General features: G+C 71.2%; 16 protein-coding genes. 5 read left to right on the top strand and 11 right to left on the bottom strand.

The features are described 5' to 3' along the window. Positions 1-362 precede the first annotated feature (362 nt). A complete protein-coding gene (locus ACWGR4_RS12010; protein ID WP_078976741.1) occupies positions 363-1,475 on the top strand; it encodes a citrate synthase 2 in 1,113 nt (370 codons plus the stop codon). A gap of 243 nt (positions 1,476-1,718) precedes the next feature. On the opposite strand, the gene ACWGR4_RS12005 is transcribed toward ACWGR4_RS12010, so the two are convergent. Both ACWGR4_RS12005 and ACWGR4_RS12000 read right to left on the bottom strand, forming a co-directional pair. Beyond that, positions 1,719-2,558 carry a (2Fe-2S)-binding protein gene (locus tag ACWGR4_RS12005; RefSeq protein WP_452133172.1) on the bottom strand — a complete coding sequence of 280 codons (840 nt, stop codon included), beginning with the start codon at positions 2,556-2,558 and terminating at the stop codon, positions 1,719-1,721. Positions 2,559-2,703: 145 nt separating this feature from the next. Beyond that, positions 2,704-4,260: an APC family permease gene (locus ACWGR4_RS12000; protein WP_452133171.1), complete on the bottom strand. Its 1,557-nt coding sequence runs from the start codon at positions 4,258-4,260 to the stop codon at positions 2,704-2,706. 220 nt (positions 4,261-4,480) lie between these two features. Between ACWGR4_RS12000 and ACWGR4_RS11995 the strand changes: the two genes are divergently transcribed. After that, complete coding sequence (locus ACWGR4_RS11995; RefSeq protein ID WP_379999407.1) at positions 4,481-5,428, top strand: threonine/serine dehydratase; 948 nt, start codon at positions 4,481-4,483, stop codon at positions 5,426-5,428. Between the two features lie 114 nt (positions 5,429-5,542). On the opposite strand, the gene ACWGR4_RS11990 is transcribed toward ACWGR4_RS11995, so the two are convergent. Beyond that, the gene (locus ACWGR4_RS11990; protein ID WP_395794454.1) at positions 5,543-5,986 is read right to left on the bottom strand and encodes an NUDIX hydrolase; all 444 of its coding nucleotides are present in this window, start codon (positions 5,984-5,986) and stop codon (positions 5,543-5,545) included. Between the two features lie 255 nt (positions 5,987-6,241). Continuing rightward, on the bottom strand, positions 6,242-7,531 hold the full coding sequence (locus tag ACWGR4_RS11985) for a transcriptional regulator (RefSeq protein WP_452133170.1): 1,290 nt from the start codon (positions 7,529-7,531) through the stop codon (positions 6,242-6,244). A 113-nt stretch (positions 7,532-7,644) separates the two neighbouring features. On the opposite strand from ACWGR4_RS11985, the gene ACWGR4_RS11980 reads away from it, so the two are divergent. Continuing rightward, positions 7,645-8,298, top strand: a complete 654-nt coding sequence (locus ACWGR4_RS11980; protein ID WP_452133169.1) for an ATP-binding protein — start codon at positions 7,645-7,647, stop codon at positions 8,296-8,298. Positions 8,299-8,755: 457 nt separating this feature from the next. On the opposite strand, the gene ACWGR4_RS11975 is transcribed toward ACWGR4_RS11980, so the two are convergent. Next, on the bottom strand, positions 8,756-9,034 hold the full coding sequence (locus ACWGR4_RS11975) for a hypothetical protein (protein ID WP_395794118.1): 279 nt from the start codon (positions 9,032-9,034) through the stop codon (positions 8,756-8,758). Between the two features lie 332 nt (positions 9,035-9,366). Further along, the gene (locus ACWGR4_RS11970; protein WP_452133168.1) at positions 9,367-12,213 is read right to left on the bottom strand and encodes an FAD-binding and (Fe-S)-binding domain-containing protein; all 2,847 of its coding nucleotides are present in this window, start codon (positions 12,211-12,213) and stop codon (positions 9,367-9,369) included. Positions 12,214-12,388: 175 nt separating this feature from the next. Here ACWGR4_RS11970 and serC point away from each other — a divergent pair, with 175 nt between their 5' ends. Continuing rightward, entirely contained in the window at positions 12,389-13,507 is a 1,119-nt protein-coding gene (serC, locus tag ACWGR4_RS11965; RefSeq protein WP_452133167.1) for a phosphoserine transaminase, read from the top strand. Between the two features lie 134 nt (positions 13,508-13,641). On the opposite strand, the gene ACWGR4_RS11960 is transcribed toward serC, so the two are convergent. Then, the gene (locus ACWGR4_RS11960; protein ID WP_379999393.1) at positions 13,642-14,691 is read right to left on the bottom strand and encodes a hypothetical protein; all 1,050 of its coding nucleotides are present in this window, start codon (positions 14,689-14,691) and stop codon (positions 13,642-13,644) included. Positions 14,692-14,847: 156 nt separating this feature from the next. On the opposite strand from ACWGR4_RS11960, the gene ACWGR4_RS11955 reads away from it, so the two are divergent. Further along, the gene (locus ACWGR4_RS11955) at positions 14,848-15,594 is read left to right on the top strand and encodes a 3-keto-5-aminohexanoate cleavage protein (RefSeq protein WP_379999391.1); all 747 of its coding nucleotides are present in this window, start codon (positions 14,848-14,850) and stop codon (positions 15,592-15,594) included. A 253-nt stretch (positions 15,595-15,847) separates the two neighbouring features. Here the strand turns inward: ACWGR4_RS11955 and ACWGR4_RS11950 are convergent, their stop codons facing one another. The 4 genes from ACWGR4_RS11950 to ACWGR4_RS11935 all read right to left on the bottom strand — a co-directional run bounded on the left by ACWGR4_RS11950 (position 15,848) and on the right by ACWGR4_RS11935 (position 20,501). Beyond that, positions 15,848-16,621, bottom strand: coding sequence for a maleylpyruvate isomerase family mycothiol-dependent enzyme (locus ACWGR4_RS11950; RefSeq protein WP_379999389.1), 774 nt, complete (start codon positions 16,619-16,621; stop codon positions 15,848-15,850). A 108-nt stretch (positions 16,622-16,729) separates the two neighbouring features. Next, positions 16,730-18,142, bottom strand: a complete 1,413-nt coding sequence (locus ACWGR4_RS11945) for an MFS transporter (protein ID WP_379999387.1) — start codon at positions 18,140-18,142, stop codon at positions 16,730-16,732. A gap of 46 nt (positions 18,143-18,188) precedes the next feature. Continuing rightward, the gene (locus ACWGR4_RS11940; RefSeq protein ID WP_235618661.1) at positions 18,189-18,590 is read right to left on the bottom strand and encodes a MarR family winged helix-turn-helix transcriptional regulator; all 402 of its coding nucleotides are present in this window, start codon (positions 18,588-18,590) and stop codon (positions 18,189-18,191) included. Positions 18,591-19,046: 456 nt separating this feature from the next. Next, positions 19,047-20,501, bottom strand: a complete 1,455-nt coding sequence (locus ACWGR4_RS11935) for an NCS2 family permease (protein WP_379999385.1) — start codon at positions 20,499-20,501, stop codon at positions 19,047-19,049. Between the last annotated feature and the right edge of the window lie 93 nt (positions 20,502-20,594).

Raw genomic sequence — 20,594 nt, 5'->3', positions numbered from 1 at the left:
CGAGTACCACTCGGGGCCGACCGGCGGCACGACCACCCCCGACCGGGTGACGTCCGGCAATCCCGTCCCGGGTGGGTTTGTGCCCCACCTCACTCGCCCCGGCGCGTTCCGAAGTAGGTCGTCTCGATATCGAGAGATATCCTGAACAACGGACTTCGATCGGCCCATACCTTCAGGCGAGGCACCATCCCGGCCTCGCCCGGACCGACCGGAACACCTCCCCGAACCACCGGTGGATCCCAGGTGCGAAGCCTGATCGGCACCCTGCTCCCCGGCCTCGTTCGGGGGAAGACACGGTGTGGCGGGGCGGGGTATGAAGGACCCGGCCACAAGTCAGTCGAGATCGCATGAGGAGCCGCCTGATGTCCGAGTTCGTACCCGGGCTCGAAGGAGTCATAGCGTTCGAGACGGAGATCGCCGAACCCGACAAGGAGGGTGGCGCGCTCCGGTACCGAGGTGTGGACATCGAGGACCTCGTCGGCCACGTCTCGTTCGGCAATGTGTGGGGCCTGCTGGTGGACGGGGCGTTCAACCCCGGTCTGCCGCCGGCCGAGCCGTTTCCGATTCCCATCCATTCCGGCGATGTCCGCGTGGACGTGCAGAGCGCGCTGGCCATGCTGGCTCCGGTGTGGGGTCTGAAACCGCTGCACGACATCGACGACGCCCAGGCGCGGGACGACCTCGCCCGGGCCGCCGTGATGGCGCTGTCGTACGTCGCCCAGTCGGCCCGCGGCCTGGAGAAGCCGATGGTGCCGCAGAGCGAGATCGACAAGGCGCAGACGATCGTCGAGCGCTTCATGATCCGCTGGCGTGGCGAGCCGGACCCGCAGCACGTCAAGGCGGTCGACGCCTACTGGACGTCGGCGGCCGAGCACGGCATGAACGCGTCGACGTTCACCGCGCGCGTGATCGCGGGCACCGGTGCCGACGTCGCGGCGTGTCTGTCCGGCGCGGTCGGCGCGATGTCCGGCCCGCTGCACGGCGGCGCGCCCTCGCGCGTACTGCACATGATCGAGGAGATCGAGCGCACCGGCGACGCCACGGCGTACGTCAAGGGTGTCCTGGACCGGGGCGAGCGCCTGATGGGCTTCGGCCACCGGGTGTATCGCGCCGAGGACCCCCGTGCGCGTGTGCTGCGGCGCACGGCCAAGGAGCTGGGGGCACCTCGCTACGAGGTGGCCGCGGCGCTGGAGAAGGCGGCGCTCGAAGAGCTCCAGGCTCGGCGTCCCGACCGGATCCTGGCCACCAACGTGGAGTTCTGGGCCGCGGTGATGCTGGACTTCGCCGAGGTGCCGGCGCACATGTTCACCTCGATGTTCACCTGCGCCCGCACCGCCGGGTGGAGCGCGCACATCCTGGAGCACAAGCGCACCTCGCGCCTGGTCCGCCCGGCCGCCCGCTACATCGGCCCGGGCACCCGCCCGATCACCGAGGTCGCGGGATACGACGACACGGTGCGCAACCTGAAGCACTGACCGGCGGGCATCGATCACCGAGCACGGATCGCTGCCGCCCGAAACCCCACGAAGCCCCGCCCCACCCGAGGGAGCGGGGCTTCGTCACGCCAAAACCGAAACAAAAACCGAAACCGGGCCCGCACCCGAAGCCGACCCTCGGCCGCAAGGCCCGATCAGGCCGCCCCACTGCCGTGAATCCGCAGCCTTCGCCGATAACGCAACGGGTGGGCCGGTGGGCACAAACCCCCCGCGCAGCGGGGATCAACGCCCCTCCAGGATCGCCACCTGCCGCGCATCGGACGCCCGCGGACACGTACTACACAGCGCATCCGGATCAAGCGTGTACCAAAGACAGCACACGCTCTGCGTGCGATTGCAGTGGCTACGCCCCTCGGTCCCCGCAAGCACCCGAAAGCCCGCCTCCCGCTTGAAGCGACCGACATCACCCGGAAGCAGTTCCCCCAGTTCGCGCACCGCGCGGTCACCCTCACCCAGCGTGCGCCCCAGATACCAGACGCCACTCACCACCTCGTCGGCCACCATCGACCACAACACCCGCTCCCCCCGGCGCAGATGCGGCCGGAACGCGGCCAGCAGCGGCTCGACGTGTTCGGCCACCCGGTCGAGGAGCAACGCCCGCAGCGCCGCCTCGTCGGCCACCACCCGCGCGCCGGGCGCGTTCGCGTCGGGGTCGTCGGGCAGACAGGCGAAGGTGTTCGAGGTGACCGTGAAGGAGCGGCCCACCCGCTCGGACCCGGGCGCGATCCACACCTCGTCCAAGGCCACCAGCGGGACCCGGCGGCACAGGAACCACGGGCCGGTCAGCATCAGGCAGGCGTACCAGGCGTAGCCGTGCAGCGCCCACATCGCGATCGCGTCGGCGCGCGGCTCGGCCGCCAGGGTCGCGCCGATCCGGGTGCGCTCGGCGGCCAGCATCTCGGCGAGCACGTCGGGGTCCTCGGCCATCCGCGAGGCGTGCAGCATGCCGACGGCGGGGCGTCCGGGCTCGACGGTGATCAGCGCACACGCGGCACCGAGCGCACGGAAGGTCTCCGCGAACGCGGGGCACGGCGCAGGCTGACGAAGATCGAGCACGGACATGATCCGAAGGTAAGCCTTGCCTAACCTCGTGTCCACACGGGTCGGCCCGACATTCTCCCCTCGGGGCCGGCTCCACCCTTCCGGGGGAGCCGTTCGCGGGGCGCACGATGCACGCGCGCGCCCCGCGAACGACCCGACGCGCGGGTCAGGAGCGTACCGACACCGGGGCATCGTCGGGTTGTTCGTCGTCGACCCGTTCGCCGGCCTCCTCCAGGATGATCCGGCCCATCAGTTCGTAGCGCTCCGGGCTCCGGGCCCGCATGTACAGCGCCAGCGCGATGCCGCCGACGAAGACGCCGCCGACGATGTACGGAGTGAGCGTGAACAGCAGCGAGTCGGAGGCGGCGCCGGCGGCGGTCTCCATGTTCTGCAGGAGCAGCACCACCACCGCGATCATCGCGACGCCGCCGAGCAGCGGGGCCAGGAAGGTGCGGAACCAGTGCGCCGTCTCGGGGTGGTTCTTCCCGACGTGGAAGTAGCCGATCACCGCGAACGAGCACAACGTCTGCACGATCAGGATGGCCATCGTGCCGAGGATCGCGAGCAGTGTGTAGAGGTGTATGTACGGGTCCTGATCGGTGATCAGGAACAGCAGCACGATGCCGGTGGCGATGATGCTCTGCACGAACGAGGCGAAGTACGGCGAGCCGTGCACCGGGTGGGTGTTGCCGAGTTTGCGGGAGATGAAGCCCTCGCGGCCGATCGCGTACAGGTAGCGCGCCGCGCACTGGTGGAAGGCCATGCCGCAGGCGAACGAGCCGGTGATCAGCAGCCACTGGAACCAGTCCACCGCCCAGCCGCCGATGAAGTCCCCGGTCGGGCCGAAGAAGACGTCCAGCGGGGCGGACCCGCTCGCGATCTCCTTCGACTTCTCCAGGCCGCTGCCGTCGATCGCCATCCAGGAGACGAACACGTAGAACAGGCCGACGCCGATCACCGAGATCAGCGTGGCACGCGGGATGACCTTCTTCGGGTTGCGCGACTCCTCGCCGTACATGGCGGTGGACTCGAAGCCGACCCACGACCAGAACGCGAAGAACAGACCGAGCCCTGCCGCGCCCTTGAACGCGTTGGCCGGGTTGATCGGCTCGGCGGACAGCCCGTCGGGCCCGCCGCCTTGGACCAGCACCGCGATCGCCATAGCGGCGAGCACCGCGACCTCGGCGACCAGCAGCACGCCGAGCAGACGCGAGGTGAGGTGGATGTCGAACCAGGACAACACCGCGGTGACCGCGAGCATGCCCAGGGCGTAGATCGACCAGTTGAGGTCGACGCCGAACTGGGCGTTGACCGTGGTGTCCGCGAAGTAGGCGAAGATGCCGACGATGGAGGCCTCGAAGACCACGTACGCCAGCACCGCGAGCAGTCCGGAGGCCATGCCCACGACCCGGCCCAGGCCGTGTGAGATGTAGCCGTAGAAGGCGCCCGCCGAGGTGATGTGCTTGGCCATCGCGACGTAGCCGATGGAGAACACGCTGAGCACCAGGGTCGCGAACAGATAGCCTGCGGGGGCGCCGATGCCGTTGCCGAAGCCGACCGCGATCGGCAGGTTTCCGGTCATCGCGGTGATCGGTGCGGCGGTGGCGATCGCCATGAACACGACGCCGACGAGCCCGACCGAATTCGCCTTCAGGCGTTGGACCTGCGGTGGCGCCGGGGATGCGACCTCGGGGGTTTGTCCCGCGTCGAAGTGGCCGGACATCCCACCTCCCTACTGTGCGTGGGGAAAGAACTGATGGCGTGTCAGCTTCGACCCCGGGGCCACACCGTCACAATTGACAGCCTGTCAGGGATCGGACCGATTCGCCCCTTGCGCTGTCGGTGCGGTGACACGCCGTGCGGGAGCCTTCCCGCATTGCCACCGGCTCGACCCCGCCGGGTGCCGGGACCGGGCGGGCCGGCAAGCCATAGGGTCGGTCGTCATGGATACCGCCACGCCGGAACTGACCTATGGCGACATCAGGAACGCCGCCGAGCGCATCGTGGGGCTGACCCAGCCGGTCACCCTGATGCCCATCCACCCCTCGCCGCACGTGTGGCTGGCGCTGGAGTACATCCAGCACACCGGGTCGTTCAAGGCGCGCGGCGCGGCGAACTTCACCACCGCGCACATCGAGGCGGGCACCATGCCCGAGGCCGGCGTGGTGATCGCCTCCGGCGGCAACGCGGGACTGGCCTGCGCGTGGGCGGCGCGCAGCGCGGGGGTGCGCGCGACGGTGTTCCTGCCGGAGACGGCGCCGCGGATCAAGGTGGAGCGGCTGCGCTCGTACGGGGCCGACGTGCTGCTGGTGGGCCGGGAGTACGCGGACGCCCTGGAGGCGTCCGCGCGGTTCGCCGAGGAGACGGGCGCGCTGTTGTCGCACGCGTACGACAATCCGCTGATCGCGGCGGGCGCCGGCACGCTGGTCCCGGAACTGGTCGCGGGGGTGCCGGGCAAGCTGGACACGATCGTCGTCGCGGTGGGCGGCGGCGGCCTGTTCGCGGGCGTGGCCACCGCCGCCGAGGAACACGGGATCCGCACGGTGGCGGTCGAGCCGGAGAACTGCCGCGCCCTGAACGCGGCCCTGGAGGCGGGCGAGGTGGTCGACGTCCCGGTCGACTCGGTGGCCGCCGACTCCCTGGGCGCCCGCCGCGTCTCCACCACCGCCCTGGCCACCGCCCGCCGCACCGGCGCCTTCTCGGTCCTGGTCTCCGACAAGGCCATCATCGAATCCCGCCAGGCCCTGTGGGACAACTTCCGCATCGTCGTGGAACACGCCGCCGCCACGGCACTGGCCGCCTTGTCCACAGGCGCGTACACCCCGGCCCAGGGCGAAAAGGTCGCCGTAATACTGTGCGGCGCCAACACCGACCCGGGCGATCTGGTCTAGCCGACACCCCGAGGTGGCGACCACTCGCGCGGGGTCGGTCGCCACCCTCGACGAGCGAGCCGGCCAGGGGTGCATCGGGTCGTCGCAGCGGTCCGTGCGCGTCCTGACCGCATGTCAGTCCCGCCGGTTGCCTCCGTGCCCCGGCCGGTGGATGCCGAGGTAGTAGGCGATGGCGGTGAGGGACGGCCCGTCCGAGATCTCGCCGGTCGCGGCCAACTCGGCGACCTTCTCGATCGGAAGCCATTCGACCAGGGACGCCTCGCTCGGGTCGGTCGGCGGGCCGATGTAGCGACTGTCCGTGGCGTGGAAACCGGTGAAGCGCATCGTGGAGATGCCCGAGAGCGCGTTGTAGGCGGTCATCCGCTGCACCCGCCCGGGACGCCAACCGGTCTCCTCCTCGATCTCCCGTCGGATGGCCTGCTCGGGATCCTCTCCGGGATCCGACCAGCCGGCCGGCACCTCCCATCCCCAGGCGTCGGGGATGAACCGGTGCCGCCACAACATCAGGATCCGCTCGTCCTCGTCGGTCACCACGGCCGTGTTCGACGCCCGCGGCATCGTCAACACATGATGATCGACCCTCCCCACCCCGGGGATCTCGACGTCGTCGACCCATACATCGACGTAGTCGCTTCGGTAGACAGGACGACGTCCATGGCTCTTCCAGCGCACGCGGGTGGTCCTCCAATGGTCGGTTGCCGCTTGGGCACCGCGAACACGCAAGGAAACAAAGGAAACATCAGGATCATCGAAGTCATCGCCCGTGGGACACGGCGACCGGCGGCGAGAATCCTGCGCTCGTTGCCGAACATCTCAAGTGGCCTCGGTACGGGGTCGCTTCAACTCTTCGTATGCGGCTCCGAGTTCGGCTGCTTCCGGGAGGCCTCGGGCTTCGACGGCCTTGACGACTTCGAGGGCTCGCCAGTGGCTGGAGGGGGCGACTCGGCCGGAACGGATCGCGCGGTGGGCGGTGGCGCAGGCTTCGTCGAGGCGTTCGTGGGTGAGCAGGATCAGGGCCAGGTCGAGGTGGGCGACGGCAGCTCGGCGGGTCATTTTGGTGTCCGGGGTCGGGGTGAGTCGGGCGATCACCTCGCGTGCGTAGTCCTCGGCGGCCGGGTCGCCGAGCCAGGAGAGCGTGGTCGCGGTGTAGGACGTCGATTTGTCCGGGTCGTAGTGGTAGTGGTGCTCCGGGCGATCCGTCGGCGGCAGCCGGGACACGAATGCGTGGACTCGCGCTATCGAGGCGTAGGTTTCCCGAGGCAGGCCCAGCCGGGCATGCGCGCGCCCTTCCTGGGCGGTTGCCTGGATGGCCACCGAACTTCCCTTCGGTGCCAGGGCCTTGGCGGCCCGGGAAAGCTCCAGGCAGCGCCGGTGGTCGCCTCGGACGAGCGCCCTCCAGGCGTCTGTTTCATGGCACCACGCTTCGAGTTCGGGCCGGTCGGCCTGCCTGGCCAGGTCCACGGCCGTTCTCAGGCCGGCCGTGGCCGCCTCGTGCCGTCCGAGGTCGATCTGTAGCGTCGCGCCGATGAGGGACAGCCGGCCGGCGACAGTGACCAGACGACGATGCTCGGCCAGTGTCTTGCGGGCGTCGAACAGGTGCGACGCATAGGACAGATACCGGCGTGTTCGCACGAGGAGATCACGCGGGGGCAGCCGCGCATAGTCGACCGCAAGTTCGTCGAAGGCGCTCTCCAGCCGGTTGAGCGTCTCCTCACCCACGTCGCTCGCGGCGGCCCGGCGGCCCAACTCCACCGCGTCGAGTTCGTCATCCGTCACCGAGGTCTCCGGGGCGCCCGCCGCAGACCCGGGGGCCGATTCCCAGTCGCGTGGCGCGATGCCGATCATGGCCCCGGGCACTCGGAGGGCATCGGCGATGCTTCGCATCTTCTCGACGGTGGTGACGCGGCCCTCGCCCCGGGCAAGGGTGCCGACCCTTTCCGCTTTGATGTCGCACGCGTCGGCGATCTTCTGGTAGCTGATGCCGCCGTACTTGCGAGCCAACCGAAAGACCGTGCCGAAGTCGTGATCACGCAGGGCGCGGCGCACATCCTCACGGTCGAGCACGTGACGCGGCAGCGCGGCGGGTGTTACGTCGGTCGTCACGACTCGCAGACCTCCTGGTCGCTGCTTCGTCACACCGTGTGGCGAGTCTACCCACGGGGAGCATCCCCATCGTGGGCTGATCAACGATCCTCCGGGCCGGCCATGCTCGCTCCATGGCCGGAACACAGGCGGGACAGACACGAATTCGACATGTGATCAAGCGGGAGTCGGCTGAGCGGGAAAAGTCGGACAAAGCTCCGGAGCAGGCGTGGTTGGAGGCTGACGGGCTGCTCAGTCCTGGGGAGCGGTGGTTGGGGGCTGTGCTTCGGGGGCCGGGGTGGGTGCCGGTCTGGGTTCGGCAGCGGGCTTGGGAGGCGCATCCGGAGGCGGTGCGACAGGTGCGGGCGTTGACGTGGGCGGCTATGGCGGATTGGAATCTGCTGGAGTTGACCGACGATGCGATGTTGTGCGCTTCGGAGCTGGCGACGAACGCGATCGTGCACGCGGGGATGCCGGATCGGCAGGTGGGGTGGATGCGGCGGTCGTTCACGGTGCGGTTGTCGTTTTGGCCGAAGCGGGCGGTGGCGATCGAGGTTCGGGACGACGATCCTCGGCCGCCGGTGGTGCCGGGGCGGTGGGTGATGGAGCCGTCGGCGGCGGCGCCGGAGCGGCTCGGCGGGTCGTTGCGGGGGTTGCGGATGGTGGAGGCGGTCTCGGATCTGGTGTCGTGGGGCCCGGTCGGGACGGGCGGCAAGGCCGTGTGGTGCCGCTTCGACCTCGAACCACGGGGACTGGCACGGCCGTTCACGATGATCGGAAACCGCTGACGGCCACCGGTGCCGTCGGGGAGGGTGATCGGATGGATGACACGACGAACCGCCCGACCGGTGACGCCTCCACGCGATCCGCGCCGGATCGCACCGGCGACGACGTCACACCCGCCGAGCGGCGTGCACGGGCCGTTCGGCGAGCCTGGCATGTGCGAGCCGCGCGGGAGTGGGATCACGAGGAGTGGTGGCGGCTTCGTCAGGCGGAGAAGCGCGGTGATGCGTGATCTTGTCCCGTCTCCGACCGCTCGGGATCGGTACTCGTCGGGTGCGCGCCTTGGCCGGCTCTCACGCATTGGTTCGCCTGCCAATGCACCCACAGCCACCTCGGCCCACGGCAGCCCGGCCACCGGTCACCGGTCACGGCGCGCGTCGGCTCCCGGAGCCCGGCGTGGCACAGACCCGTCCCGCCGCTCATCCGGCGGAATCCGAGCGACGTGTGTGCCGAGCGTCAGGGTCAGGCGGCTGTGGGAGGCAGGGCGGTGGCGTCGATGCCCGATGCTCGGAGTCGGCGGGCCAGGTGCTCGACCTCGGGGAGGGTGCCCGAGTGGGTGCCGGTCAGTACCCGGTCCAGGGCGGCTCGGACGTCCGTGAGGTCGAGGTTCAGTTCGGCGCGCAGCACCTGCATGAGCTTGGCCCTCCGCGCGCTCGGGATCACCCGCAACGTTGCCTTTCCGTGCTCGGAGAGCAGCCGATTCCGCAGGTGGGCGGGCAGATCGCCATCGCATGTCGCCACCGCGAACCCGCACGTCGTGCACCGGCATTCGACATCCCAGCGGAGCGAATCGTCCACCAATGCCTGGACGCCCCACCACTCCGCTTGCGCCGCGCAGTCCTGACACACGGCGAAATACCTGATCGACGCCGAGACCACCTGTTGCAAGACCCCACCCCAACCCTTCGACACGGACGAGGCCGAACGGCGCACCCGGCCGCCGCCCCGCCGTAACACCCCATCACGCCTGGGTCTCTCGCGCCCCGCCGCTCGACCGCGCCCTGCCGCCCAACCGCATGGCCTCACCCCCCGGCCCCGTGTGCCCCGCCGCCCGGGCCGTTCGCGGCGCCGCGTCAGGCCCCGCGCGCCCCTGCGCCCGGGCGCAGGGCCTCGGCCAAGACCTCCGCCAAGTGTTGCGGTCGGCGGGCGCTTACGTGGGTGATCTGGGTGTGGCAGCTGAAGCCGTCGGCCAGTGTGAGGGCTTCCGGGCCGGCCGCCGACAGCGCCGGCACCAGGCGGTCGGCTGCCACCGCTCTCGACAGGTCGCCGTGGGCCGCCTCGTAGCCGAAGTTGCCGGCCAGGCCGCAGCAGCCGCCCGCCAGGTCGCCGGTCAGGCCGGCTCGGGCGCGCAGGCGGCGGTCGGCGGCGTCGCCGAGTACGGCGTGCTGGTGGCAGTGGAGTTGGCCCGTCACCTCGCGGTTCACCGCCGGCGGCGACCAGTTCGGGGCGTACTCCTCCAGCGCCTGGGCGAAGGTCCGCACCGACCCGGCCAACCCCGCGGCGGCCCCCGCGCCGAGCAGTTCGGGGACATCCGTCCGCAACGCCGCCGCGCAGGACGGTTCCAGGCCGACGATCGGCAGCCCGGCGTCCAGAGCCGGCCGCAGCGTGCGCACCGTGCGGGCCATCACCCGCCTCGCCACGCCCAGTTGCCCGGTCGACACCCACGTCAGCCCACAGCACACCGACCCCGGCGGCACCACCACCTCCAGCCCGGCCGCCTCCAGCACCTCGACCGCCGCACGTCCCACCGAAGGCCGGAAGCGGTTGGTGAACGTGTCCGGCCACAACACCACCCGAGGCCGTGAACTCCCCACCACCCGGGGCCGATCGCGCCACCAACGGGTGAACGGCACGGCGGCGAACGGCGGAATCTCCCGGCTCCGGTCCAACCCGGCCGCCCCCAACGCCACCCGCCGCACCGCCGGCACCCCCGTCACCGCGTTCACCGCGCCCGCGAGTCCTGGCACCGCCCCCACCGCCCGCGCCCACAGCGGCAGATTGCCCAGCGCGTAGTGTGCCGCCGGCCGCACCCGGCCCCGGTAGTGGTGGTGCAGGAACTCGGCCTTGTACGTGGCCATGTCCACATCCACCGGACAGTCGCTGCGGCAGCCCTTGCAGGACAGGCACAGGTCGAGCGCGTCCCGCACCTCGGTGGACCGCCAGCCGTCGGTGATCACCTCGCCGATCAACATCTCGTGCAACAACCGGGCCCGGCCGCGCGTCGAATGCGCCTCCTCGCCGGTGACCCGGAACGACGGGCACATCACCCCGCCCGACGCGTTCTCCGCCGACTCGCGGCACTTGCCCACGCCCACGCAGCGCCGCACTGCCGCCGCGAAGTCGCCGCCGTCGGCCGGATAGCCGAACTCCACCGACACCGGACTACGCATCCCGGTGAACCGCAGATCACCGTCCACAGGGTGTGGACGAACCAGGACGCCCGGATTCAACAGCCCGGCGGGATCCCAGATCGCCTTGAACCGGCCGAACAGTTCGACGATCTCCGCCCCGTACATCCGGGGCAGGAACTCGGCCCGGGCCTGCCCGTCCCCGTGCTCCCCGGACAACGAGCCCCCGTGCGCGACCACCAGATCGGCCAGGTCACCGGCGAAGGCCCGATACGCCGCGATCCCGCGCGTGGTGAGCAGGTCGAAGTCGATCCGGATGTGTACACAGCCCTCGCCGAAGTGCCCGTACGGCAACCCGCGCAGCCCATGCCGCCGCATCAACTCGGCCAACTCCCGCAGATACGCGCCCAGTCGCTCCGGCGGCACCGCCGTGTCCTCCCAGCCCGGCCACGCCTCGGAGCCGTCCGCCATCCGGGTCGCGGTGCCCGACGCCTCCTCCCGGATCCGCCACAGCGCCCGCTGCCCGGCCGGATCGGTGACCACGAGCGACGGCCCACCGCCGGCCAACTCGCGCGCCTTCCCGGCCGCCTCGGCGACCGTGTCCCCGCCCACCTCGACGAACAACCAGGCCGCGCCCGGCGGCAGCGCCACCCCGCGCGCGGAGGACGCGAGCGCGACCAGCCCCGCGCTCAGGCTCTCCACGGTCAGCGGCCCGTACCGCAGCAGCGTCGGCGCCGCGTCGGCCGCCGCGAAGTCGTCGGCATACCCGAGCACGGCCAACACACGCGCCTTCGGCGCCTCGACCAGGCGCACGCCCGCCCCGAGCACGACCGCGCAGGTACCCTCCGTACCGACCAGCGCCCGGGCCAGATCGCGCCCGTGCTCCGGCAGCAGCCGATCCAGCGGGTAGCCGGAGACCCGCCGCGGCAGCGCCGAGAAGCCCCGCCGGATCAGCGCCAGGTTGGCGTCGGCCAGCGCCCCGAGCGCGGCATGGATCTCCGCCGCCCGCCCCGTCGCGGGCACCGGCTCGCCCCGCCCGACCCGCATCCGGGTGCCGTCCACCGTCGCGATGTCCAGCCACTCGACGTTGGCGCTCGTCCGGCCCCACGCGACCGAGTGCGACCCGCACGCGTCGTTGCCGATCATGCCGCCGAGGGTGCAGCGGCTGTGTGTGGAGGGGTCCGGGCCGAAGGTCAGCCCGTGCCGGCCCGCCGCCCGGCGCAGGTCGTCCAGCACCACGCCGGGCTCGACGTGCGCGATCCGGGTCGTCGGGTCGACCGCGTGGATCCGGTTCAGGTGCCGCGCGAGGTCGAGCACCACACCATTGCCCGTGGCCTGGCCGGCGATGCTGGTGCCGCCGCCGCGTACCGTCACCGGCGCCCCGAGTTCGTGGCACACCGCCAGCGCGGCGACCACGTCGTCCGCGTCCAGCGGGGCGACCACGCCCGGCGGCACGTGGCGGTGGTTGGAGGCGTCCATCGAGTACAGCGCCCGGGCCTGCGGATCGAACCGGACCTCCCCGCGCACCCGCGCCCGCAACGCCTCTTCCAGATCCCCGAGCTGTGTCGTCACCCCGCCATCCTCACCCGAACCGGCCCCGGCCAGGGCGCGCGACCCCCGCCGAAACGGCGTGCCACGCCCCGTACCGTCCACCGGTCGAGACCGCCGCCGGCCGAATGTCGGCCACATTCGTCTCATTGTGCGGAATACAGATCACCCACGAAACGGACACGACTACGCTCTTGGCGTGGCCGAGATCCAGATTCCCGCAGCGCTCATGCCCGCCGACGGCCGGTTCGGTTCGGGCCCGTCCAAGGTACGTCCGGAGGCGCTCGCCGCCCTCGCGGCGACCGGTACCTCCCTCCTGGGCACCTCCCACCGGCAGGCGCCGGTGAAGAACCTGGTCCGCCGGGTCCGCGAAGGTGTCGGCAGCCTGTTCTCCCTCCCCGAGGGCTACGAGGTGATCCTGGGCAACGGCGGTGCCACCGCCTTCTGGGACATCGCCGCGTTCGGCCTCGTCGACCGCAAGTCCCAGCACCTGTCCTTCGGCGAGTTCTCCTCGAAGTTCGCCGGATCGGTCAAGGCCGCGCCGTGGCTGGACGAGCCCACCGTGATCAAGTCCGAGCCGGGCACCCACCCGCTGCCGCGGGCCGAGGCGGGCGTCGACGTATACGCCCTGACCCACAACGAGACCTCGACCGGTGTCGCCATGCCGATCGCCCGGCCGGCGGGCGCCGACGCGGGTTCGCTGGTCCTGGTCGACGCGACGTCGGCCGCGGGCGGGCTGCCGGTGGACGCGGCCGAGACCGATGTGTACTACTTCGCGCCGCAGAAGAACTTCGCCGCCGACGGCGGTCTGTGGCTGGCCGCGTTCTCGCCGGCCGCGCTGGAGCGGGCCGGCCGGATCGCCGGCTCCGACCGCTATATCCCGCCGTTCTTCGACCTGGCCACCGCGATCGACAACTCGGTCAAGGACCAGACCTACAACACGCCGGCGCTGAGCACCCTGTTCCTGCTCGCCGACCAGCTCGACTGGATCAACGGGCAGGGCGGTCTGGACTGGGCCGTCGCACGCACCGCCGACTCGTCGGGCCGGCTGTACGCGTGGGCCGAGAAGTCCGCGTACGCGAGCCCGTTCGTGGCCGACCCCGCGGCCCGCTCGCAGGTCGTCGGCACGATCGACTTCACCGACGCGGTCGACGCCGCCGCGGTGGCCAAGGTGCTGCGCGCCAACGGCATTGTGGACACCGAGCCCTACCGCAAGCTGGGCCGCAACCAGCTGCGCGTGGCGATGTTCCCGGCGGTCGAGCCGGCCGACGTCGAGGCGCTGACCGCGTGCATCGACTTCGTGATCGAGCAGCTCTGACCCGCACCGGGCGGCTCTGACTCGGACCGGGCGGCTCCGACCCGGATCGAGCAGCTCCGGTCCACGCCGACAACGCGTGAACGGCCGCCGCCTCGGATCCCCGACGGGGGTCCGAGGCGGCGGCCGTTCGGCACTCAGTCCCGGTTCCGCCGCCCACCTAGTCGGCGATACGCGAAGAACAGCACCACCAGACCCGCCACCGCCAGGAGCCCCGGCCCGTACGCCTTGGTCTTGTCGGCGGCGGAATCGCCGTCGCTCTTGTCACTGCCGGCCGTACTGCCCGCCGAGTCCGACTTCGCGTCCGACTTCGCCCCGCCGCCCGGCGCGTTGCGTACCGAGTCCGGTCGGTTGTCGCCCTTGAGCTCGACCCGGCGCACCTGGCTGCCCTTGCCCTCGCTGCCGAACAGCAGGGTTCGGCCGTCCGCACTCCACGCCACCGACTCGCCCTGGCGCTGGAGCGGCACGCTGACCGGGCCCACCTGCTTGCCCGGCGCGGAGAACACGGTGGCGGAGAAGTAGCCGCGCAGCACGAACCGCGACCCGTCGGGCGCGAACGCGCCGTCGGTCACCGTCGAGTCGCCGGCGGCTATTCGCCGGAACGTATTGATCCCGGTGGTGGACAACTGCTCCGGCTGCTCGTAGAGCCCGCCGTCGGACTCCTTGCTCGCGATGTAGAGCTTGTTCGTCCTCGGGTCGATCAGCATCGCCTCGGCGTCGCGCGGCCCGTTGTCGTACTTCACCCGGTACCTGGTCGGCTTGACCGTCGCGTCGGCCAGCGTCGCGGGTTCGGCGAAGCGATAGATCCACACCTCGGGCCACTTGCCGTGGAAGTTGTCGCCGATGTCGCCGACGAACAGGGCGGGATTGCCCGCGTCGTCCTTGCCGATCGTGATCGCTTCCCAGTCGCGCGCGTCCACCCCGGACAGCGTGATGGTGGCCTTGGTGGCGCCGTCCTTGCCGATCGCGTAGATCCTGGGCGAGTCCCCGCTGTCGTTGTGCGTCCAGTAGACGTCGGGATGTTGCGCGCTCGCCACCAGGCCGCTGGATTCGCCGATGCGCTCGTCCTTGATGGTGAACGCCACGTCGGAATCGGCCGTCGCCGCCGCGGGCAGCGCCACCACCAGGGCCAGGGCCGCCGGGAGCGCACCCAGGACGCGCAACCGGCCTCGTCTCACGCGCTTCACGCGTACCGCCGTGTCATGGGTCCAGCCTGCCGGCCCGCTCCGGGCTCCCGTTCGACTCCTCCGGTCATTTTGCGACAGGTCGGCCGAATCCATTGCGGTTTGCCGTGGATCGGGGATGGGATGGGGGCTCGTGGGCGTCGGCATCGGGAGTCTTCCATGACACTGATCAAGGCCTGTCTGAACGGAACGCGGCGCCCCGAGGAGCACCCGGCGCTACCGCTGACCCCGGCACAGATCGCCGCGGACAGTCGGGCCGCGGTGGCCGCGGGGGCATCCATCGTGCATGTGCATCCGCGTGATCGCCGGGGTCGCGAGAGTCTGGCGCCGGACGTGCTGACCTCGGTGGTCCGGGCGATCCGGGGCGCGGCGCCCGGTGTGCCGATCGGGGTGAGCACCGGCGCGTGGATCGAGTCGGACGCGGCCTCCCGGCTGGCGTCGGTGCGCTCCTGGACGGTGCTGCCCGACCTGGCCTCGGTCAATCTCTGCGAGGAGGGCTCGGTCGAACTCGCGTACACGCTGGCGCACCTGGGGGTCGGGGTCGAGGCGGGGGTGTGGACCGAGGCCGACGCGGAGTTGCTGGTCGAGCGGGAGTTGGCCGCGGTGTGCACGCGGATCCTGGTCGAGGTCGAGCGCGGCGAACCGGGGGACGCCCTGGACGAGGCGGGTCGGATCCTGGCCGTCCTGGATCGGTACGAGGTCGCGGTGCCGCGCCTGCTGCACGGCGCCGACGCGTCCGCGTGGCCGGTCCTGGACGCGGCGATCGCGGCCGGCCTGGACACCCGGATCGGGCTGGAGGACACCCTGCTCGACCCGGACGGCCGTCGGGTCCCGGGCAACGCGGCGCTGGTACGGATCGCCGCCGACCGGGTACACGCGGCCCGCGCGGCGGGGAACCCGCACTGACCGCAGATGTCCGCGGCGAGCCCGACCGGCGTCGCCGAGTCGCGGCACGCAAGCCCTCGAGCCCCGCCCTACCGCATCAACGCGCCGATGATCACGGCGATGAGCAGGAGGGCCAGGGTGGCCGTGACGACGCGGGTTCGGGTGCGGGGATTCACGCCTCAGAGCCTACGCGGCGCGAACGCCCGGTCGAATGCCGGTCGGGCGCCCGCGCCGCGGGGTCCGCGGACCCGCTCCGAGTCGTCGGGTCGAACGGTCAGACCATGGAGGCGGCCAGACGGCGGCGGAAGGCCGCGAGCACGGTGCGGTCGCCGGTCCGCGAGACGACCGTGCCGGGCCGCCGGCCCCACAGGTAGAGCAGCAGTTCGGCGGGCTCGCCCGACACCGCCGCGTCGGCGAAGCCCGGCTCGCGGGACATGGTGACACCGCCGCGCCGCATGGTCAGCCGCCAGTGGTGCCGGTTGCTGTGTACGCCGATGGTGCGCCCGCTCGCACCGTCGCGCGTGCCCCCGTCGTAATGCGCCGGGAGCAGTACGCCCAGCACCTCGTCGATGCCGTCCAGGGCCTGCTGCGCGTCCAGCGGTCCCGGGGTGCCGACCGCCATCTCGATGTCGGCCCGGTGTACCGCCGCCTCGCGCGCCATCCGGCGGGCCAGGAAGCCGGCCGTGCCCGGATCGGGCCCGTCGCGCTCCAGGACCTCCGGGACGGCCGCTTCGGGCAGGTCCGCCTCGACCGGGTCGAGCGGGTCCCGCCTGGCCATTTCCGCCACGAGCGCGGCGTGCGCCCGGGTGTAGGTGTCGAGCAGATCCCCCTTGCCGCTCGGGCCGCCCGGTTGTGAGCGGCCCTCCGGACGACCGTCCGAGCGCAGTTGCCCGGTGGCGTCGGTGTACATGAGCACGGAATGTCGTACGACGTCGGCGACCGTCCAACCGGGACAGGACGGTACCGGCGCGTCCATGTCCGTGACGGCCGCCTGGCCCAGGCGGAGGCCCTCCGCCTGGAACAGGTGCTGGAACCGCACGTAGTCCATTCGTCAAGGATTCCAGCGGTTCGGGTGACGTGTCGATGGCCTGCGTCACCCCAGAGCGTGAATCCCACGTCAAGAAAAGGTGTATCGCACAGATGTGCTGACGCTGTGTCAGATCTTGACCGCAGGATTACCGAACCCCGACCGTGTCGCCGTGACGCCGGCGCCGGCTGGAGTCGCCGGAGCCGTGGGCGCAGCGCTCTCCGCGGCGATGACCGGCGCGGTCGCGCCGGCCGGGCGCATCGCGCGCACCATCGCACGCGGCCGCAGCCGGATCCCGCTGTGCCGAGCCAGCAGCACACCGACCGTAAGCGCGGCGATCAGCGAGATCAGCCCGCCCACGAACAACCCCACGCGCGGACCGAAGCTCTCCGCGAGCCAGCCGATCAGTGGGCCGCCCAGCGGGGTGCCGCCCATGAAGACGAGCATGTAGATGCCCATCACCCGACCGCGCATCGCCGGATCACTGCCCAACTGCACGGTGGAGTTCGCCGCCGTGTTGAACGTCAGGCCGGCGATCCCGATCGGCACGAGCAGCAGCGCGAAGCTCCAGTAGCCCGGCATGAACGCGGCGACCGTCTCCAGCAGGCCGAACACGACGGCCGCGGCGACCAGTACGCGCAGCCGGGTGTGCCCGCGCTTGGCCGCGAGCAGCGCGCCCGCCAGCGAGCCGACCGCGAACACCGTGTTGAGCAGCCCGAACGAACCGGGCCCGGCGTGGAAGACGTTGTTGGAGAACCCCGCGAGAGTGACCGCGAAGTTGTAGCCGAAGGTACCGATGAACCCGACCAGCGCAATCGCCACCAGCAGATCGGGCCGACCGCGCACATAGCGCAACCCCTCCCGCAACTGGCCCTTCTCGCGCGGCACCACGGGCATCGTGCGCAGTTCCGCCTCGCGCATGGCCACCAGGCCGAGCAGGACCGCGATGTAGGACACCGCGTTGAGCGCGAACACCCAGCCGGTGCCGATCGCGGTGATCAGCAGACCGCCGACGGCGGGGCCGACGATGCGGGCGAGCTGAAAGTTGGCCGAGTTCAGGCTGACCGCGTTGGCCAGGTCCTTGCGCCCGACCATCTCGATCACGAAGGACTGCCGGGCCGGGTTGTCCACGGCGGTGGCCAGGCCCAGGCCGAAGGCGAGCAGCCATACGTGCCAGACCTCGACCGCACCGCTCAGCACCAGGACGGCCATCACGGCGGCGAGCAGGCCCATCACGGTCTGCGTACCGATCAGCAACACACGCTTGCGGTAGCGGTCGGCGATCACCCCGCCCCACAGGCCGAACAGCAGCATGGGCAGGAATTGCAGGCCCGTGGTCACGCCCAGCGCGGTGGTACTGCCGGTGAGCTGCAACACCAGCCAGTCCTGCGCGATGCGCTGCATCCACGTGCCGGTGTTCGACACGGTCTGGCCGGCGGCGAACAGTCTGAAGTTGCGGTTTCGTAGTGATTGGAAAGTGCCGGCTGTCGCCGCCACGGGCTCCCCCTTCGTCGTACGGATCGGCCGAGGCCGGATGTGCATCCGTCCCTGAACCGAACCGACCGCGACGCGGGGCGCGCCGAGCCTGCTACGCCTGCGCCAGTTTCTCCAGCACCGGCAGGGCCGCGCGCAACGCCTCGTTCTCCTCCGGCGTGAGCCGCGCCAGGTGTTCCGCCAGCCAGGCGTTGCCCAATCGACGGTTCTCCTCCACCACGGCGGCGGCGGGCTCGGTCGCGGAGACCACGACCTGCCTGCGGTCGTCGGGGTGCGGCTCGCGCCGGACCAGGCCGCGCTCCTCCAGGCCGGCGATCACCCGGGTCATCGACGGCGGCTGCACCTTCTCCTGCCGGGCGAGTTCGCCCGGAGTCATGGCACCGCGTACGACGAGCACGGTCAACACCGAGAGCTGTGTGGGGCTCAGCGTCTCGTCGGCCCGCTGGTTGCGCAGGCGACGAGAGAGTTTCAGCACCGAGGCACGGAGGGCTGCCACCGTGGCACGGTCGGGTTCGGACGGGGACACGTTTTTTAGCTTAACTCTTTACTCTCGCTAACTTCCAATGCTTTCCCCGCCGGGGATATTCCACCGCCCCGCAACGCCTGCCGCACGGCGGGGGCGAACCCATCCGAAGGGGGCAAAACCGAAGCGCACGGAGCGGGCGCGGCCGACGCAGGCCCGAGGCGGGCGGGCGGGGCGAGACGGACGCCGGGTGGGCGGTGTGGGTGCCCGGCGGCGATTCCGCGCGGCGGGCGCGCGGCGGGCGGGACGGGCGGCGCGCGGCCGGGCGCGGGGGCGAGGCAGGGGCCGCGCGGTGGTGGGCGGGGTGGGCGGATGCCGCGCGGGCGGGACGGGGTGTCGGACACCCGCTCCGCGCGGAGCGGGTGTCCGGGGCCATCCGCGCTACGTGGGTGGCCGGGCGGGGGGTGGGGTGGCCGCCCGGCCATCCGGTTACTTGACGCCGAGGGCCTGTTCGATCGGGTCGATGGCGAAGTGGATCACGAAGAGGGCGGAGACGATCCACAGGAGCAGCGGGATCTCCCGGGCCTTGCCGACCGCCGTGCGCAGCACCACGTACAGGATGAAGCCGGCGCCGATCCCGGTGGTGATGCTGTAGGTGAACGGCATCAGCGCGATCGTCACGAACGCCGGGGCGGCGACCGTCAGGTCGTCCCACTCGATGTGCTTGATCTGGGTCATCATCAACGCGCCGACCACCACGAGCGCCGGCGTCGCGGCCTGCGCGGGTACCAGCTTGGCCAGCGGGGTGAACAGCAGCGCGAGCGCGAACAGGCCGCCGGTGACCAGGTTGGCGAGTCCGGTCCGGGCGCCCTCGCCGACCCCGGCGGTGGATTCCACGAAGACCGTGTTGGACGACGCCGAGGCACCGCCGCCCGCGATCGCGCCGACCGACTCGACGGTCAGGATCCGACCCAGGCCCGGCACCTTGCCCTGCTCGTCGAGCAGCCCGGCCTCGCGGCTGACCCCGATGATCGTGCCCATGCCGTCGAAGAAGTTGGACAGCAGCAGGGTGAAGATCAACAACGACGCGGTGATGAAGCCGACCCGGCCGAAGGCACCGAACAGGTCGACGTCGCCGATCAGCCCGAAGTCGGGCGTATCCACCACACCGTTCGCCTCGGGCGCGGTCAGCCCCCAGGCCGCCTTGTCCAGGCCGGCGGCGTTGTGCACGATCACCGCGAGCACCGTCGAGGCGACCATCCCGATCAGGATCGCGCCCGGCACCTTCCGTACCACCAGCACGAACGTCAGCAGCAGGCCGAAGCAGAAGATCACCGCCGGCCAGCCCTTGAGCGTGCCGCCCGCGCCGAGCGCGACCGGGACGGTGGAGTTCACCTTGTCCGGCACGCGCGTCACGATGCCCGCGCTGACCAGGCCGACCAGGGTGACGAACAGGCCGATGCCGACCCCGATCGCCTGCTTGAGCACCAGCGGGATGGCGTTCATGATCGCCTCGCGCAACCCGGTGGCGGCCAGGATCAGCAGGCCGACGCCCTCCAGTACGACCAGGCCCATCGCCTCGTCCCAGGTCGTCTGCGGCGCGATCTGGAACGCGACCATCGCGTTGATCCCGAGCCCGGCGGCCAGCGCGAGCGGCATGTTGCCGATCAGACCCATCAGGATGGTCATCACGGCGGCGACCAACACCGTCGCGGTGACCAGCTGCGGCTGGGACAGGTGGTTGCCGAACTTGTCGGTCGCACTGCCGAGGATGATCGGGTTCAGCACGATGATGTAGGCCATCGCGAAGAACGTGGCGAGCCCACCGCGTATCTCGCGCAGCGGCGACGAGCCGCGCTCGGAGATCTTGAAGAAGCGGTCGAGGCCGCTCCTCCGCGTGGCGGGGACCTCGGGGACGGTCACGGCGGGGGCCTGGCGGGGCATGCGCATCCTCGGAGCGTGGGAACGGGTGGTCAAGACACGCGCACGGCACGAGGGGGACGCGTGCCGGGAGACCCCAAAAGGGTGCCAGAGACC

The organism is Embleya sp. NPDC055664, from assembly GCF_053618075.1.
The sequence above is the reverse complement of the archived record's forward strand: the minus strand, read 5'-3'. Positions and strand labels throughout refer to the sequence as shown.

What these genes read in the sequence shown, in the direction of transcription:
- ACWGR4_RS12010 (WP_078976741.1), top strand. Translation starts at nt 363, where the DNA reads ATGTCCGAGTTCGTACCCGGGCTCGAAGGAGTCATAGCGTTCGAGACG.
- ACWGR4_RS12005 (WP_452133172.1), bottom strand. Translation starts at nt 2,558, where the DNA reads ATGTCCGTGCTCGATCTTCGTCAGCCTGCGCCGTGCCCCGCGTTCGCG.
- ACWGR4_RS12000 (WP_452133171.1), bottom strand. Translation starts at nt 4,260, where the DNA reads ATGTCCGGCCACTTCGACGCGGGACAAACCCCCGAGGTCGCATCCCCG.
- ACWGR4_RS11995 (WP_379999407.1), top strand. Translation starts at nt 4,481, where the DNA reads ATGGATACCGCCACGCCGGAACTGACCTATGGCGACATCAGGAACGCC.
- ACWGR4_RS11990 (WP_395794454.1), bottom strand. Translation starts at nt 5,986, where the DNA reads ATGCCGCGGGCGTCGAACACGGCCGTGGTGACCGACGAGGACGAGCGG.
- ACWGR4_RS11980 (WP_452133169.1), top strand. Translation starts at nt 7,645, where the DNA reads ATGGCCGGAACACAGGCGGGACAGACACGAATTCGACATGTGATCAAG.
- ACWGR4_RS11955 (WP_379999391.1), top strand. Translation starts at nt 14,848, where the DNA reads ATGACACTGATCAAGGCCTGTCTGAACGGAACGCGGCGCCCCGAGGAG.
- ACWGR4_RS11950 (WP_379999389.1), bottom strand. Translation starts at nt 16,621, where the DNA reads ATGGACTACGTGCGGTTCCAGCACCTGTTCCAGGCGGAGGGCCTCCGC.
- ACWGR4_RS11945 (WP_379999387.1), bottom strand. Translation starts at nt 18,142, where the DNA reads ATGCACATCCGGCCTCGGCCGATCCGTACGACGAAGGGGGAGCCCGTG.
- ACWGR4_RS11935 (WP_379999385.1), bottom strand. Translation starts at nt 20,501, where the DNA reads ATGCCCCGCCAGGCCCCCGCCGTGACCGTCCCCGAGGTCCCCGCCACG.